Here is a 15,716-nt window from a genome sequence, read left to right on the forward strand (position 1 = left end):
ATAGCGCGGGGATATGTAAATAAGAATAAACAACAGGGCGGGATGGAGAAAAAAGCGGCATTTCGACCGCGATTTATCCCCCCTCCCTGTGGGGGAGAGGGTAACGGCATCATGCCGTACGCGCCACCGCGTCACGAGACGCCGCATCTCGCTCTTCACCGGTCAACTCGCTCAGTTGACCGTCGCGCATCTCCAGCAGACGGTCGGCATGAATGAAGTAATGATCGTCGTGGCTGATGGCGAAAATGGTTTTGCCCATCTCCTGCATCAGCGGCAGCAGAACCTGATAAAACTCGCGGCGGAAATGCGGATCCTGATCCGCTGCCCACTCATCCAGCAGAATAATGTCGCGCTCTTCCGCCAGCGCCAACAGCAGCGCCACGCGTTTTTTCTGCCCTTTAGAGAGTTTCAGGTTGAGGATCTTTCCGTCCTGTAGCTCCAGCTTGTGCGACATCTGCAATTGTGCCAGCCATTTCTCCACCAGCGCAGGATTGGCCTGTTGCCCTTCAGGCCCAAGCAGTTGTTCAAACAACCAGACATCGGTGAACACCGCCGAGAAAAGCTGGCGGTAATCCTCAGGTTTCTCCGCGTTCAACGCCCTACCGTCCAACAAAATCTCGCCCGATTGCGGCTGATAGAGCCCGGTCAGCAACATTGCCAGCGTCGATTTACCACTACCGTTGCCCCCAATCAGGAACAACAGCTCACCGCGATGTATCGTCAGGTTGACCGGTCCTATGGAGAAGGCGTTGTCCCGATAGCGGAACGTAACGTTACGAAGCTCCAGCGTTTGCCAGTTGGGGAAGGCCTGCGGGCGCGGAAATTCGGCTTTGAACGGCGCAAGATCGAATTTTTTGAGTTTATTAAACGCAACTTGCGCACTCAGCAAGGTAGGCAGTGCGCCGACAGCGGAGAGCAGCGGTGTGCGTAAAAACAGTAACGTTAATGAGTAGGTTGCCGCCACGTTGGTGTCCGCCCAACCCAGGCTGTTCGCCATCCAGAATACCAGGCCAATGGCGCCCAGCATCATAATGTTTGACCAGTTCACCGCGCTCAGGTGGAAGGTATCGGCGCGAATGATATGGTGTCGGTATTCGCGCGCATCCGGTAGGTAGAGATGGTTAAAGATATGCTCGGCACGTTCGCGGTTCAGCGTCAGCTCTTTACGCCCTTCCAGCACCGTCTGGTAATCGTTATAGAGCTTATCTTCGGTTTCGCGCAGCACCGCCATGTGTTTATAGACGCGTGACACCAGCACAAAACCGCCCCAGATGGTAATGACTATCCATAGAGCAGTCACTGCCAGCATTTTGCTGGAGAGCCAGGCGAGATAGGCCGCAGAGCCAAAGGTCAGAATGATCCCCTGGACCAGTTCCGGTAAACGGACGAATGCAATAGTGATGGCGCGCACATCGCTGGTCAGTCCCGCCAGCAGAGAAGCACTTCCGAGTTGTTCAACACGCTCGACCTGGGTGTCCAGAATCCGCTTGATAAATTCACTGCGTAAACGAAAAACGAAATGGTGCCCAAGCGCAGTCAGCGCCAGCTGTGACCCGAGCGTGACCGCCATCAACAACAGCAACAGGCCAAGAAACTCCGGTAAAACGGAGAGTGACGTGTCGACCATTTCAATCAAACGTACGTTAATAAACGCGATCAGGCCAATACCTAATGCGGCACTGGCAAGGCTTAACGCCATTACTGCAATGAAGGGCCAGCGATACTGACGCCAGACAAGAAGAAGTAGTTGCATGCAGGCAATCCGGACAATAAAAATCAGCCAGCAGTGTAAACTGCCCTGCGGTTACATCAAGAATAATTCTTATTTTTATTTACTCTCTCCTGCCTGGCGAAAGGTCAGGTTAAATCGGTACTCGCCAGTTAATGGGTGAACCCCGGGTTTCAGAGGCTGAATGCCGTGGTAAAACAGCCGCGCTTCCCTGCCCCACACCACCACATCGCCATGCTCCAGCATCAGGCGCTTGAGCGCGTCGTTGCGGCGTAACCCGCCGAACTGGAAGACGGCAGGCAGACCCAGGGAGACGGATACGATAGGCGCGCGCAGGTCAGGCTCATCTTTGTCCTGATGCAACGAGAGCTTCGCGCCCACGGCGTAGCGGTTGATCAGACAGGCATCCGGGCGGAAGTCTGGATAATCCGCAGCCACGGCGGCCTCGTGGCAGAGAGACTGAAAAACAGCAGGGATGGAAGGCCACGGCTGACCGGTTAAGGGATCGACAGGGGCATACAAATAGCCCCGTTCGTTCGTCGCCCAACCGAGTTCTCCGCAGTTGGCCATTGCCACCGACATGGTGTAGCCTCCCGGCGTCACCATATGGCGAAACGGTGAAACGGCCGTTACCTCTTCAATACCGGCAAGCAGCGCCGCCGCACGTGAAAGTGCAAAGCGGCGGAGGATCACCGCGCCCGGAGCAAGGGGTTCCTGCCAGGGTTCAGCATCCGCAAAAAGATCGAGCATCATCCCTCCTGGTGTTCCGCCTCACGTTTCAGTAATAACGCTTTTCGTTCAGTTCCCCATCGGTAACCCGATAGCGCACCGTCATTGCGAACAACGCGATGGCAGGGGATCACAATCGCCAGTTTGTTTGCAGCGCAGGCTCCGGCAACGGCACGTACGGCATTGGGTTTACCAATTGCTTTTGCCACCTGCTGATAACTTGCCGTTTCGCCGCAGGGAATGTCGCGAAGGGCCTGCCAGACGCGCTGCTGGAAAGCAGTTCCACGTATATCCAGCGGCAGTGACAGCGGCACTGCACGGTTATCAATACTGGCGATCACCTGATGGGTCCGCAGTGCAAAAGCGTCTTCCAACGGTACTCGCTCTGCTTTTGGAAACAGCGTAGCAAGCTCTTCGGTTAATTCTGTATCGCTGTCACCCAGCAGTATCGCGCAGATCCCCCGCTCGCTTTCAGCAACCAGACAGCGTCCTAACGAACAGTCGTCAATGGCGTAACGCACGGCCACATCTCCTTTACGATACTGTTTCGCCGTCATACCCAGCGTATCGCTGGCTTTACGATAATAACTGCTGCTATCAGGAAATCCTGCCGCCAGCACGGCGTCGGTAATGTTGTCTCCCTGCGCAAGCGCCGTGCGCAGGCGCTGTCCCCGCGCCGCCTGCTGCCAGGCTTTTGGCGTCATACCCGTCACGGATTTAAACAGACGATGGAAATGGAAAGGACTCATGGCAACCTGGTTAGCCAGCTTTTCCAGTGTCAGGGTGGGATCCTGCTCCAGAAGGCGACAGGCGTGCTCTATTTTTGCCAGCTTCAGTTCCTGCGGATTGCCTTTGTCCGGCATACAGCGCTTGCATGGGCGAAACCCTTCCTGAATGGCATGGTGGACATCAGCATAAAAGCAGACATTTTTACGCAGCGCGTGGCGGGCACGACAGGACGGACGACACACGATCCCCGTGGTCTGCACGGCAAAGACAAACCTATCGTCAGCGCGTGGATCGCGGGCCAGCACGGCCTGCCAGCGCTCTTCATCGGTAATAAAGGTCGGGTTTTTCATCATCAACTCCTCTTACAAGCATACATACAGCGTGCCTGAGTGCCACTGATAAAAAACCCGCAACCTTGCTTTTTAATTTTTTTCGCTCACCAGGAAGCTGTTGAACTGCGGCGAATGCCAGGTTTTAAATCCGTCAGCCTCTTTGATGATCATATAAACCGCCAGCCCTTCCTGGCGAACCACCTCTTTGGCTTTCTCCGGTCCGAGTACCATTAACCCGGTATCCCAGGCATCGGCTTCCAGCGCAGTGGGTGCAATGACCGTCACCGAAACCAGATTATGGGTGATTGGGCGCCCGGTCTGTGGGTCAATGACATGCGAAATGCGTTTACCGTCAAGTTCGTAATAGTTACGGTAGCTTCCGGATGTGCTGATGCCATGCCCGTTGATATCCACCATCGCCTGCACGGCGTTTTGCCGATCGGTCGGCTTTTGGATGGCCACCCGCCAGGGCTTATCACTGGCGTTCATGCCGCGGCTCACTAAGGCGCCCCCCACAGACACCAGATAACGCGAAATCCCTTCCTGGGCCATCAGCGCTGCCAGGTGATCTGCCGCATAGCCTTCCCCAACCGTTGACAGGTCGACAAACAGATCGGGGATATCTTTTTGCAGGTACTGTTGACCGTACTGATTGATCACCGTCAGATGCTGTAGACCGGTTCTGGCACGGGCATCATCAATGGCTGCCTGATCGGGTGTGGTGACCGGCTGCTTGTTGGGGCCAAACCCCCAGAGATTTACCAGCGGTCCAACGGTGACGTCCATCGCTCCGCCGGTTTTGTAGCCCACGCGGAGTGACTCCGTCACGATATCGGCCATCGCTTCACTAACCGGCCACAGGGAAGTACTGCTTGAGAGATTAAAGCGCATCAGCGCCGAGTCATTTTTATACGTTGAAAGTAGCTGATCGTCGGCATCCAGTTGAGACTGTATTTTGCCACGGAGTTCGTCTGCGCGCGTTTTATCAAGGTTCATAACGCTGACGCGCCAGAAGGTGCCCATCGTTTTACCTTCAAGCACCGTCGCCGCAGGTGCATCGGCTTTCGCCTCCGGCGGCGTGGAAGAGTCACAAGCGGTCAGGAAAAAAAAAGTAGCCAGAAAGCTGGCGCGTAAAAAAGTCATGTCCATTCATTATTATCCTCATGCCAGGGCGGCAAGAGTACACCAAAACGGGTGAGTTGTGAGATCCTAAAAAAACAGACTAAAAAGGGGCCATCAGGCCCCTTTGTCAAATTGCGAAGCGATTAGAACTGGTAAACCAGACCCAGCGCTACGATATCATCAGTACCGATACCAGCCTGTTTGGTGAAGTTGTTGTCATCCAGCAGGTTGATTTTGTAGTCCACATAGGTAGACATGTTTTTGTTGAAGTAGTAAGTCGCACCCACATCAACATATTTCAGGATATCCTGATCGCCGTAACCTTCGATGTCCTTACCTTTAGACTGGAGGTAAGCCACGGAAGGACGCAGGCCGAAGTCGAACTGGTACTGAGCAACAACTTCGAAGTTCTGCGCTTTGTTAGCAAAACCGTAGATTTCGCTGCTGCTCTGAGAGTTACCGAAACGGGTTGCGTTATAGGTCTGAGAGTACTGAGCGGCCAGATAGATGTTGTTCGCATCATATTTCAGACCACCAGAGTAGACTTCAGCATGATCGCCGTTACCCAGCGCTGCGGTATTGTTCTGATCGTAAGTACGTTTGGAAGAAGACATTGCACCACCGATGCTGAAGCCTTCACCCAGGTTGTAGGTCAGGGATGCGCCGTAACCGTCACCATTCTGTTTCAGGGTGCTACGACCGGTGTTGTTCTCACCATCTACGCTACCGTTTTTACCCTGATACTGCAGAGCAAAGTTCAGGCCATCAACCAGACCGAAGAAGTCCTGGTTACGGTAGGTCGCAACGCCGTTAGCACGGGACTGCAGGAAGTTATCTGCGCCGTACGTATCGCCGCCAAACTCTGGCAGAACGTCGGTCCAGGAAGTCACATCGTAGATAACGCCGTAGTTACGACCATAATCGAAAGAACCCGCATCCGCGAATTTCAGACCCGCGAACGCCACACGCGTCCAGGACTGGTTGTCGCTTTCAGCGGTGTTGCCCTGGATCTGGTATTCCCACTGGCCGTAACCGGTCAGTTGATCGTTAACCTGAGTTTCGCCTTTGAAGCCGATACGCATGTAGGTCTGGTCGCCGTCGTTACCCTTGTCGTCTGAGAAATAGTGCAGACCATCGACTTTACCGTACAGATCTAATTTGTTGCCATCTTTGTTATAAATTTCGGCCGCATTTGCTGCGCCTGCTACCAGCAGTGCTGGTACCAGGAGGGACAGTACTTTAACTTTCATTTTATTAACCCTCTGTTATATGCCTTATAATTACCACTGCTTACTGGTTAACCCTCATTAACCAGTCGGCAATTTCATTCTCCTCAAAATTACAGAATAATCCAATGCGAATATGATACTAAAACTTTGAAGATGTTTCATTTATGCATCAACGTGTTTCAATTTGTAAATATCAAGGAACTTTTACAAAGCACAAATAGCTTAGAAATTTAGCACGCATAATCAAACAGAAAAATCACCACATAAATATCAACGAGTTACAATAAAATTCGTTACAGCACTGAATGACAAAACAAGATCGCGCCTAATCTCTAAAATAACTCCTGCTATCATCATTAACTTTATTTATTACCGTCATTCAGTTTTGAATGTCTGTTTATCCCTAATTCAACCGGATGCTTCGCATTCGGTTTTTTTTTACCTTTCTTTACGTAAATTTTCTTTTCCTGTGCTACCCCCCTGAAATTGTAACGACTATTAACTAAATTCTCACCGTGTATCCCCCGACGTGGAAAAAATGATGAAAAACTCAATTTCTTGTTAATTCGTGCTTTTTGCCAGATAGCACTGTTTTATATTTGTACATTCCCGGTGAGTGTGTACATGTTTAGGACACTTTCCATCTCTGATATTACCTGTGGAAAAAGTCGTCGCTTCCAGACCAGTGGCGCTGGAAATTCAGTTATTACCCTTTATACTGCCCTATCGCGACAGAGCACGACCATCACAGGTTAGAGATATCAATGAGTCAGACTGAAACTACCGCCCCGAGCAAATTCTCCCTCCTCCCCGGGAGCATCACCCGTTTCTTTCTTCTTTTGATCGTTGTGCTGTTAGTCACCATGGGGGTTATGGTGCAGAGCGCGGTGAACGCCTGGCTAAAGGACAAAAGCTATCAGGTTGTTGATATCACCCATGCCGTACACAAGCGCATTGATACCTGGCGCTACGCCACCTGGCAGATTTACGACAATATTGCGGCTGCGCCCGCAACCTCATCCGGGGATGGGCTGCAGGAGACACGTCTTAAGCAGGACGTCTATTATCTCGAAAAACCGCAGCGCAAAACGGAGGCACTTATCTTTGGCTCTCACGACAGTGCGACGCTGGAGATGACGCAGCGCATTTCGACCTATCTGGATACCCTTTGGGGAGCCGAAACCGTGCCGTGGTCGATGTACTATCTGAATGGTCAGGACAACAGCATGATCCTGATCTCGACGCTGCCGTTGAAAGATCTCTCTTCCGGGTTTAAAGAGACAACCGTGGGCAGCATCGTCGATTCCCGTCGGGCAGAGATGTTGCAGCAGGCAAATGCTCTCGATGAACGTGAGAGCTTCTCTTCCCTGCGTCGCCTGGCCTGGCAAAATGGTCACTATTTTACCCTGCGCACCACGTTCAACCAGCCAGGGCATCTGGCGACGGTGGTGGCCTTCGATTTGCCAATTAATGATTTAATCCCGCCGGATATGCCGCTCGACAGCTTCCGCCTTGAGCCAGACAGCAGCACACAGAATATGCGTGCGGCGTCTGACAAAGAGGCCGCAGAGAGCGTATCGATCTCTTTTAATGGCTCGAAAATTGAAATTGCCTCTTCGCTGAACTCAACCGGTATGCGTCTGGTGTGGCAGGTGCCGTTTGGCACGCTGTTGCTCGACACCCTGCAAAATATCCTGCTGCCTCTGCTGCTGAATATCGGTCTGCTGGCGCTGGCTCTGTTTGGCTACAGTACGTTCCGTTTCCAGCCGGGTCGTCAAAGCGACGCCTCTGCGGTTCCGGCGGGCACCACTAATGAGTTGCGCGTGTTACGTGCATTGAATGAAGAGATTGTTTCCGTGCTGCCGCTTGGGGTCTTAGTTCACGACCAGGAAGCGAATCGTACGGTGATGAGCAACAAAATTGCCGACCATCTGCTGCCGCATCTTAACCTGCAAAACATCACCACCATGGCGGATCAGCACCAAGGGGTGATTCAGGCCACCATCAACAATGAACTGTACGAGATCCGTCAGTTCCGCAGTCAGATCGCCCCACGCACGCAAATTTTCATTATCCGCGATCAGGATAGAGAAGTGCTGGTGAATAAAAAGCTGAAGCAGGCGCAAAGGCTGTATGAGAAAAACCAGCAGGGGCGCGCGGCATTCATGCAGAATATTGGTGATGCCTTCAAACAGCCATTAAAAACGCTGGCAACCCAGGCGGCAGCGTTAAATACGTCAGAAAGCCACCAGCTTGCCAGCCAGGCCGACTCACTGGTTCGTATGGTTGATGAGATCCAACTGGCGAATATGCTGGAGAATGATTTCTGGAAAGGAACACCTACCCTCTTCTCCATTCAGAATCTGATCGATGAAGTGGTTCCGGAAGTCCTGCCCGTGATTAAACGCAAAGGACTGCAACTGCTAATCAATAACCATTTATCCGCGAATGATGAACGTCACGGCGATCGCGAAGCACTGCGCCGCATTCTTCTGATGCTTATTCAGTATGCGGTGACCACCACGCAGATTGGCAAGATCACCCTGGAGGTGAGCACAGACGAGTCTGCTGAAGATCGTCTGACGTTCCGCATCCTGGACACCGGGGAAGGCGTCACAACGAGCGAAATTGATAATCTGCACTTCCCGTTCCTTAATGACACCCAGAGCGATCATTACGGCAAAGCCAATGCGCTGACCTTCTGGTTATGCGATCAACTGGCGCGTAAGCTTGGTGGTCACCTGAATATCAAGGCCCGTGAATCCCTCGGCACCCGGTACTCTCTGCACGTTAAAATGGCCGCCAATCCACAAGAAGAAGATGAAGAACGTCTGCTGGATGATGTTGTGGTGATGGTCGATGTGACCTCAAATGAGATCCGCAATATTGTGGTTCGTCAGTTAGAAAACTGGGGCGCGGCCTGCATCACGCCGGATGAAAGGCTGGCAAGTCAAGAATTTGATCTGTTTTTAACTGATAATCCGTCTAATCTTACTGCCTCCGGCTTGCTTTTAAGCGATGATGAGTCAGGCGTGCGGAAAATCGGCCCTGGCCAGCTGCGCGTCAACTTTAATATAAGCAATGCGATGCAGGAAGCTGTACTACAACTAATAGAAGAACAGCTGGCGCAGGAAGAGATAGCGGAATCCCCGCAAGGCAGCAATGAAAATGCCGAGCTTCACGCCAGCGGATATTATTCGCTCTTTGTTGATACAGTACCAGATGATGTTAAGCGGTTGTATACTGAGTCCGCTGCGAATGATTTTGCAGCGCTGGCACAGACAGCACACCGGCTTAAAGGGGTGTTTGCCATGCTTAATCTGGTTCCCGGCAAGCAGTTATGTGAAACGCTGGAACATCTAATTCGTGAGAAAGATGCCTCTGGCATTGAAAAATACATCAGCGACATTGACGCCTACGTCAAAAGCTTGCTGTAGCAAGGTAGCCTTATACATGAACAATATGAACGTAATTATTGCCGATGACCATCCGATTGTACTGTTCGGTATTCGCAAATCACTTGAACAGATCGAGTGGGTGAATGTAGTCGGTGAATTTGAAGACTCTACAGCACTGATCAATAACCTCCCAAAGCTTGATGCACACGTGCTCATTACCGATCTCTCCATGCCTGGGGACAAGTACGGTGATGGGATCACGCTCATCAAATATATTAAACGTCACTTCCCCGATATCTCGATTATCGTTCTGACCATGAACAACAACCCGGCGATTCTGAGCGCGGTGTTGGATCTGGATATCGAAGGCATTGTGCTGAAACAAGGCGCACCAACCGATCTGCCAAAAGCGCTCGCTGCGCTGCAGAAAGGCAAGAAATTCACGCCTGAGAGCGTCTCTCGCCTGCTGGAAAAAATCAGCGCAGGTGGCTACGGTGACAAGCGCCTGTCGCCGAAAGAGAGCGAAGTACTGCGCCTGTTCGCCGAAGGTTTCCTGGTGACCGAAATTGCCAAGAAGCTGAACCGCAGTATTAAAACCATCAGCAGCCAGAAGAAATCAGCGATGATGAAGCTGGGTGTGGACAACGATATTGCCCTGCTGAACTATCTCTCCTCCGTCACGCTGAGCGCAACGGATAAGGATTGATTCCCTACGTGTGCCCCTCTCCCACAGGGAGGGGTGAAACGTAAAAGGCCCTTGCGGGCCTTTTTTTATATTCGCGTTTTTCTCACGCGATCCGCATAAACAGACAGTGTCTGCTTCAGCACATCCAGCGTCACCGGTTTTGATAAACAGCTGTCCATACCAGACTCCAGGCAGCGCTGTTTCTCTTCCGCCAGCGCGTTCGCCGTCACGCCCACAACCGGTAACGTCAGGCCAAGCTGGCGGATGCGCTGCGTCAGACGATAGCCATCCATATTTGGCATATTTACGTCGCTGAGAACGATATCAATATGATTTTTACTCAGTACATTCAGCGCATCCACGCCATCATTAGCCGTTTTGCACTGATAGCCAAGCGAACCCAACTGGTCGGCCAGCAGGCGGCGGTTAATCGGATGGTCATCCACCACCAGAATCATCATATCGTCATTCACCGACGCCAGAGACTCCGGTGACGGTAATCCACCCGCGCCGTCACTCTCTTCCAGATGCACTTTGTAGATGCGTGCCAGCAGGCTCATCAGCTCATGCGGCGTTGCTACGCTATGTACCCATTCTCCCGGCGCACGCTCAACCGGGATGCCGATGTGACGACGGCAGAAGAGTACCGTCCCTCTTCCCTGCCACGGCTGTTCCGGCATATCGTCGGTAATCAGCACATCGTCCACATCCGGTGTTTGACCTTCATAACGGGACACCCTCACGCCGCTGTGAGTAAGCAGCGCAGTGAGATAGTCATTCAGTGAGGCATTATGCACCGCCAGCCAGCAGCGCTTATTGCTCAGGCCGTCAACCGTCGTTTTTGCCGGATACTGAGCCGAATAGAGCGGAATGCGGATAGTGAACTGGCTACCCATGCCGGGCTCAGTATCAACAGAGATATCGCCGTCCATCATGCTCACGAGCTTTTCACAGATCGCCAGCCCCAGCCCGGTGCCCTGGAAGTTACGCTGCACGCCGGTCCCCACCTGGAAGAACGGGTCGAACAGACGAACCACTTCTTTCGCCGGAATACCCACTCCCGTGTCCCGCACGCGGATACTCAGGTAATCACCGGCCCGGCAAACGTGTAAAACAATACAGCCGATATCGGTGAATTTAATGGCGTTACTGAGCAGGTTAGAGATGACCTGCTGCAGGCGCATGGGATCGCCGTGCAATGTCAGCGGCACATCCGGTTCGATAAAACAGTAAAGCCCCAGCTGTTTACGCACCACCAGCGGCAGATAGTTGGCGCTGATGTGGTTCATCACCTCACGCGGAGAGAACTCACGCGGTTCGATTTTCAGCTGCTCAGACTCAATTTTGGAGAAGTCGAGAATATCGCTGATGATTTTCAGCAGCAGGCTGGAGGAGTTGTTCATCGCCGTCACCAGCCTGTCGACCCCTTTCGGCAATTCCTTCGTCTGCAACAGGTCGAGGTTACCGATAATCCCGTACAGCGGCGTTCGCAACTCGTGGCTGACGGTCGCAAGGAACATCGATTTCGACTGGCTGGCCTGCTCTGCCGCCTGCGCCATCTCCTGCAACGACTCTTCCATCTTCACGCGTGCAGAAACATCCACCAGCACGCAAATCGCCACGTTTTCATTGCGATAGCGGGAATGAACAAAGCTGATTTGCAGGTTAGTGTGCGTGCTGGTCAGCACGTCGACAAAGTTAACCTGCTGACCACAGATAATTTGCGTCAGCCTTTGCCGATCCTCATGCGTCAGCATGTTCAGGTAATTATGTGCCAGCTCATTACTCAGGATATTGGTCCCGTCCTGGGTACGCAGAATACAGATCCCCACCGGCGCCGAGGCAACAATCTTGCGGTTAAACTGCTCGTGTTCCTCCAGCCGCTGGGCGTCGCTTTCGGCAGGAATAAAGATTTTCCGCTCATACATGCGCGCCAGCGTGAACAGCGCGCCCCCCACCAGCAGGTTGAGCAGAATCGCATTCATGATAAGAATACGTATCCGCTCAAGCACCATATCCACCGGCAGCGAATAGACGATACTCAGCGACGAAGGCGGCAGGCTCTTCTTCAGCACCAGTTCGCGGAACCCCGAGGTATAACCAAACCACGATCGCTCCTGCATCCAGTGCGGATCGACGTTTAAACGGTTGTCCGGCCCGGCAAGGGAGATAAGCTGATGTCCATTTTCATCAAGAATAGTCACCCCCATTGGCAGACTGCCCGGGGTGAAGAAGTTTTCCATGCGAATGGTCTGTTCAATCCCCAGCAGCGCCTGCAGGCGATTGCCCAGATACACCGGCGTCAGGGCGTAGAAATAACCCACCCCCGTGCGCGGACCCTGGCTTATCCAGAAGATGTTATTTCCGCGCTCATCCTGCGGTGAATTGCGGTATTTCACGATGCGTTCGTGCAGGCTTTTCAACGCATCATCACGCTCGACGGGAAGATCGCGCAGGCCAAAATCCGCCACGCAGAGATTTTCACTGCCAATCAGGAATACGCGATTGAGGTCATAAGCAGCAGAAAAATTGTCGCGCCAGTAGCGCATAAACCAGGCAAGAGATTCCAGTGACCCACGCCAGGTATTGCTCATGGTGGAACAATCGGAATCCGGGAACAGCGGCTGGAAGTCCGGGACTTCGGTTTTGTCGTTACGACCGCGGAGGGCAAGAATACCGTTCTCCGCCGTCAGACGATTTTCAGCAATGTACTTCAGCTCCTTCATTACATCAGACGTTCGCTGAATGTAGCGCTGGGCCTGGTCGGAGCTTAAATTAAACTCCTGGCGGATCTCCGCCTCTTTCTGATGCAGCGCGTTAACGATGTAAAACACCGAGAACAATGCCACCAGCAGCCAAAGCAAGAGCGCCAGCGCCCGAAACAGATAGCGAGATACTTTCAGCGTAGTACGAAAGGAGACGAGGTATTTCAAAGGGGCGAGGCTCCGCCGTCGGGGTCAAAAGATGTGGTTAAGGTAGCGGTAAACGCGCCAGGTCGCAACGTTGAGTTATCTGCTTCTGCAAAAGAAAAGGGCCGGAATCCGGCCCTTTTTGCATCAGGAGACATTACTCGTCAGCGTCATCCGCTGCATCATCGTCGGTGTCGGCTTCTGGCGCGATTTCATCGTCGCCTTCTGCTGTGCTTCCGTCGATAGAGTCGAGCTCTTCGTCATCCACTGGCTCTGCCACACGCTGCAGACCCACAACGTTTTCATCTTCCGCAGTACGGATGAGGATCACGCCCTGGGTGTTACGGCCCACCACGCTGATCTCAGAAACGCGCGTACGCACCAGCGTACCGGCATCGGTGATCATCATGATCTGGTCAGCATCGTCTACCTGTACCGCGCCCACAACGGAACCGTTGCGCTCGGTGACTTTGATAGAGATAACGCCCTGCGTGCCGCGAGACTTGGTTGGGTATTCCCCTTCTGCTGTACGTTTACCGTAACCATTCTGCGTCACGGTCAGGATAGCCCCTTCACCGCGCGGAATAATCAGGGAAACCACAGAGTCTTCGCCAGCCAGCTTGATACCACGAACGCCCGTAGCGGTACGACCCATTGCACGGACGGCGTTCTCTTTAAAGCGCACCACTTTACCGGCCGCAGAGAACAGCATCACTTCATCCGAACCGGAGGTCAGATCGACGCCAATCAGCTCATCGCCTTCGTTCAGGTTCACCGCGATGATACCCGCAGAACGTGGGCGGCTGAACTCGGTGAGCGCGGTTTTCTTCACGGTACCGCTGGCGGTCGCCATAAAGACGTTCACGCCCTCTTCGTACTCGCGTACCGGCAGAATGGCGGTAATACGTTCGTTCGCTTCCAGCGGCAGCAGGTTAACGATTGGACGACCACGCGCGCCACGGCTCGCTTCCGGCAACTGGTAGACCTTCATCCAGTACAGACGACCACGGCTTGAGAAGCAGAGGATCGTGTCATGGGTGTTCGCCACCAGCAGGCGGTCAATAAAGTCTTCTTCTTTAATACGTGCCGCAGACTTGCCTTTACCACCACGACGCTGTGCTTCGTAGTCGGTTAACGGCTGATACTTCACGTAGCCCTGGTGAGACAGGGTCACAACAACGTCTTCCTGGTTGATCAGGTCTTCGATGTTGATGTCCGCGGTGTTCGCGGTGATTTCGGTGCGACGCTCATCGCCGAACTGATCGCGGACCAGCTCCAGCTCTTCACGGATCACTTCCATCAGACGTTCTGCGCTACCCAGGATGTGCAGCAGCTCAGCAATCTGTTCCAGCAGTTCTTTGTATTCGTCGAGCAGTTTTTCATGCTCAAGGCCGGTCAGTTTCTGCAGACGCAGATCCAGAATCGCCTGGGCCTGCTGTTCAGTCAGGTAGTATTGACCGTCACGCACGCCGAACTCGGGTTCCAGCCACTCAGGACGCGCAGCATCATCACCCGCACGTTCCAGCATCGCTGCAACGTTACCCAGATCCCACGGACGGGAAATCAGTGCCGCTTTCGCTTCTGCCGGGGTTGGCGCACGACGGATCAGTTCGATGATCGGGTCGATGTTAGCCAGGGCAACCGCCAGCGCTTCAAGGATGTGCGCACGGTCGCGCGCTTTGCGCAGTTCAAAGATGGTACGACGAGTCACCACTTCACGGCGGTGACGCACGAACGCGCTCAGGATCTCTTTCAGGTTCATGATCTTCGGCTGACCATGGTGCAGTGCAACCATGTTGATACCGAAGGAAACCTGGAGCTGAGTCTGGGAGTACAGGTTGTTCAGAACAACTTCACCCACCGCGTCGCGTTTGATTTCAATCACGATGCGCATGCCGTCTTTATCAGACTCATCACGCAGCGCGCTGATACCTTCAACACGTTTTTCTTTTACCAGCTCGGCGATTTTTTCAATCAGACGCGCTTTGTTCACCTGATACGGGATCTCGTGAACAATGATCGTTTCACGGCCGGTTTTGGCGTCCGCTTCCACTTCTGCGCGGGCACGGATGTAAATCTTGCCGCGACCGGTGCGGTACGCTTCTTCAATACCACGACGACCGTTGATGATCGCCGCCGTCGGGAAGTCCGGGCCCGGGATGTGTTCCATCAGCCCTTCAATGCTGATGTCTTCATCGTCGATATAAGCCAGGCAACCGTTGATCACTTCCGTGATGTTGTGCGGCGGAATGTTGGTTGCCATACCGACGGCGATACCGGACGAACCGTTCACCAGCAGGTTAGGGATTTTCGTTGGCATAACGTCAGGAATTTTTTCCGTGCCGTCGTAGTTATCAACGAAATCAACCGTCTCTTTTTCCAGGTCGGCCATCAGCTCATGGGCAATCTTCGCCAGACGGATTTCCGTATAACGCATTGCCGCGGCGGAGTCGCCGTCGATAGAACCAAAGTTACCCTGACCATCTACCAGCATGTAACGCAGCGAGAATGGCTGCGCCATACGGACGATAGTGTCGTACACCGCGGAATCACCATGAGGATGGTATTTACCGATTACGTCACCAACGACACGGGCAGATTTTTTGTAGGCTTTATTCCAGTCATTGCCCAATACGTTCATGGCGTATAGTACGCGACGGTGTACCGGCTTCAGGCCATCGCGGACGTCCGGCAGCGCACGGCCAACAATGACCGACATCGCATAGTCCAGATAGGAGCTCTTCAGCTCTTCCTCGATGTTAACCGGTGTAATTTCTCTCGCAAGGTCGCTCATCTAACCGCTATCCCTCTACTGTATCCCGGATTCAAAGGTCGCAAATTATAACACAGCCGA

Annotated in this window: 9 protein-coding genes; 2 read left to right on the top strand and 7 right to left on the bottom strand. The window is 53.1% G+C overall.

Annotation, left to right across the window (positions count from 1 at the left end):
• Positions 1 to 109 precede the first annotated feature (109 nt).
• The 5 genes from JGF26_RS07535 to JGF26_RS07555 all read right to left on the bottom strand — a co-directional run bounded on the left by JGF26_RS07535 (position 110) and on the right by JGF26_RS07555 (position 5,891).
• Complete coding sequence (locus JGF26_RS07535) at positions 110 to 1,753, bottom strand: multidrug ABC transporter permease/ATP-binding protein (RefSeq protein ID WP_134707725.1); 1,644 nt, start codon at positions 1,751 to 1,753, stop codon at positions 110 to 112.
• A gap of 75 nt (positions 1,754 to 1,828) precedes the next feature.
• Positions 1,829 to 2,479, bottom strand: coding sequence for a DNA oxidative demethylase AlkB (gene alkB, locus JGF26_RS07540; protein WP_134707821.1), 651 nt, complete (start codon positions 2,477 to 2,479; stop codon positions 1,829 to 1,831).
• Positions 2,479 to 3,537, bottom strand: a complete 1,059-nt coding sequence (ada, locus tag JGF26_RS07545; RefSeq protein ID WP_134707820.1) for a bifunctional DNA-binding transcriptional regulator/O6-methylguanine-DNA methyltransferase Ada — start codon at positions 3,535 to 3,537, stop codon at positions 2,479 to 2,481. The genes alkB and ada overlap by 1 nt, the downstream gene beginning before the upstream one ends.
• 72 nt (positions 3,538 to 3,609) lie before the next feature.
• On the bottom strand, positions 3,610 to 4,668 hold the full coding sequence (apbE, locus tag JGF26_RS07550) for an FAD:protein FMN transferase ApbE (protein WP_134707724.1): 1,059 nt from the start codon (positions 4,666 to 4,668) through the stop codon (positions 3,610 to 3,612).
• 116 nt (positions 4,669 to 4,784) lie between these two features.
• The gene (locus JGF26_RS07555; RefSeq protein WP_134707723.1) at positions 4,785 to 5,891 is read right to left on the bottom strand and encodes a porin OmpC; all 1,107 of its coding nucleotides are present in this window, start codon (positions 5,889 to 5,891) and stop codon (positions 4,785 to 4,787) included.
• Positions 5,892 to 6,634: 743 nt separating this feature from the next.
• Between JGF26_RS07555 and rcsD the strand changes: the two genes are divergently transcribed.
• Both rcsD and rcsB read left to right on the top strand, forming a co-directional pair.
• Positions 6,635 to 9,307, top strand: a complete 2,673-nt coding sequence (gene rcsD, locus JGF26_RS07560) for a phosphotransferase RcsD (RefSeq protein WP_028016273.1) — start codon at positions 6,635 to 6,637, stop codon at positions 9,305 to 9,307.
• Positions 9,308 to 9,323: 16 nt separating this feature from the next.
• A complete protein-coding gene (rcsB, locus tag JGF26_RS07565; protein WP_003859405.1) occupies positions 9,324 to 9,974 on the top strand; it encodes a response regulator transcription factor RcsB in 651 nt (216 codons plus the stop codon).
• Between the two features lie 65 nt (positions 9,975 to 10,039).
• Here rcsB and rcsC read toward each other — a convergent pair whose 3' ends face one another.
• On the bottom strand, positions 10,040 to 12,886 hold the full coding sequence (gene rcsC / locus JGF26_RS07570; RefSeq protein WP_134707721.1) for a two-component system sensor histidine kinase RcsC: 2,847 nt from the start codon (positions 12,884 to 12,886) through the stop codon (positions 10,040 to 10,042).
• A gap of 133 nt (positions 12,887 to 13,019) precedes the next feature.
• Positions 13,020 to 15,656, bottom strand: coding sequence for a DNA topoisomerase (ATP-hydrolyzing) subunit A (gene gyrA / locus JGF26_RS07575; RefSeq protein WP_134707720.1), 2,637 nt, complete (start codon positions 15,654 to 15,656; stop codon positions 13,020 to 13,022).
• Between the last annotated feature and the right edge of the window lie 60 nt (positions 15,657 to 15,716).

Origin of the sequence: Enterobacter sp. E1 (assembly GCF_016809815.1) — a bacterium.
Lineage (GTDB): Bacteria > Pseudomonadota > Gammaproteobacteria > Enterobacterales > Enterobacteriaceae > Enterobacter > Enterobacter adelaidei.

Coding starts and splice junctions, on each gene's coding strand:
- JGF26_RS07535 (WP_134707725.1), bottom strand. CDS start 1,753: ATGCAACTACTTCTTCTTGTCTGGCGTCAGTATCGCTGGCCCTTCATT.
- gyrA (WP_134707720.1), bottom strand. CDS start 15,656: ATGAGCGACCTTGCGAGAGAAATTACACCGGTTAACATCGAGGAAGAG.
- apbE (WP_134707724.1), bottom strand. CDS start 4,668: ATGGACATGACTTTTTTACGCGCCAGCTTTCTGGCTACTTTTTTTTTC.
- alkB (WP_134707821.1), bottom strand. CDS start 2,479: ATGCTCGATCTTTTTGCGGATGCTGAACCCTGGCAGGAACCCCTTGCT.
- ada (WP_134707820.1), bottom strand. CDS start 3,537: ATGAAAAACCCGACCTTTATTACCGATGAAGAGCGCTGGCAGGCCGTG.
- rcsB (WP_003859405.1), top strand. CDS start 9,324: ATGAACAATATGAACGTAATTATTGCCGATGACCATCCGATTGTACTG.
- rcsD (WP_028016273.1), top strand. CDS start 6,635: ATGAGTCAGACTGAAACTACCGCCCCGAGCAAATTCTCCCTCCTCCCC.
- JGF26_RS07555 (WP_134707723.1), bottom strand. CDS start 5,891: ATGAAAGTTAAAGTACTGTCCCTCCTGGTACCAGCACTGCTGGTAGCA.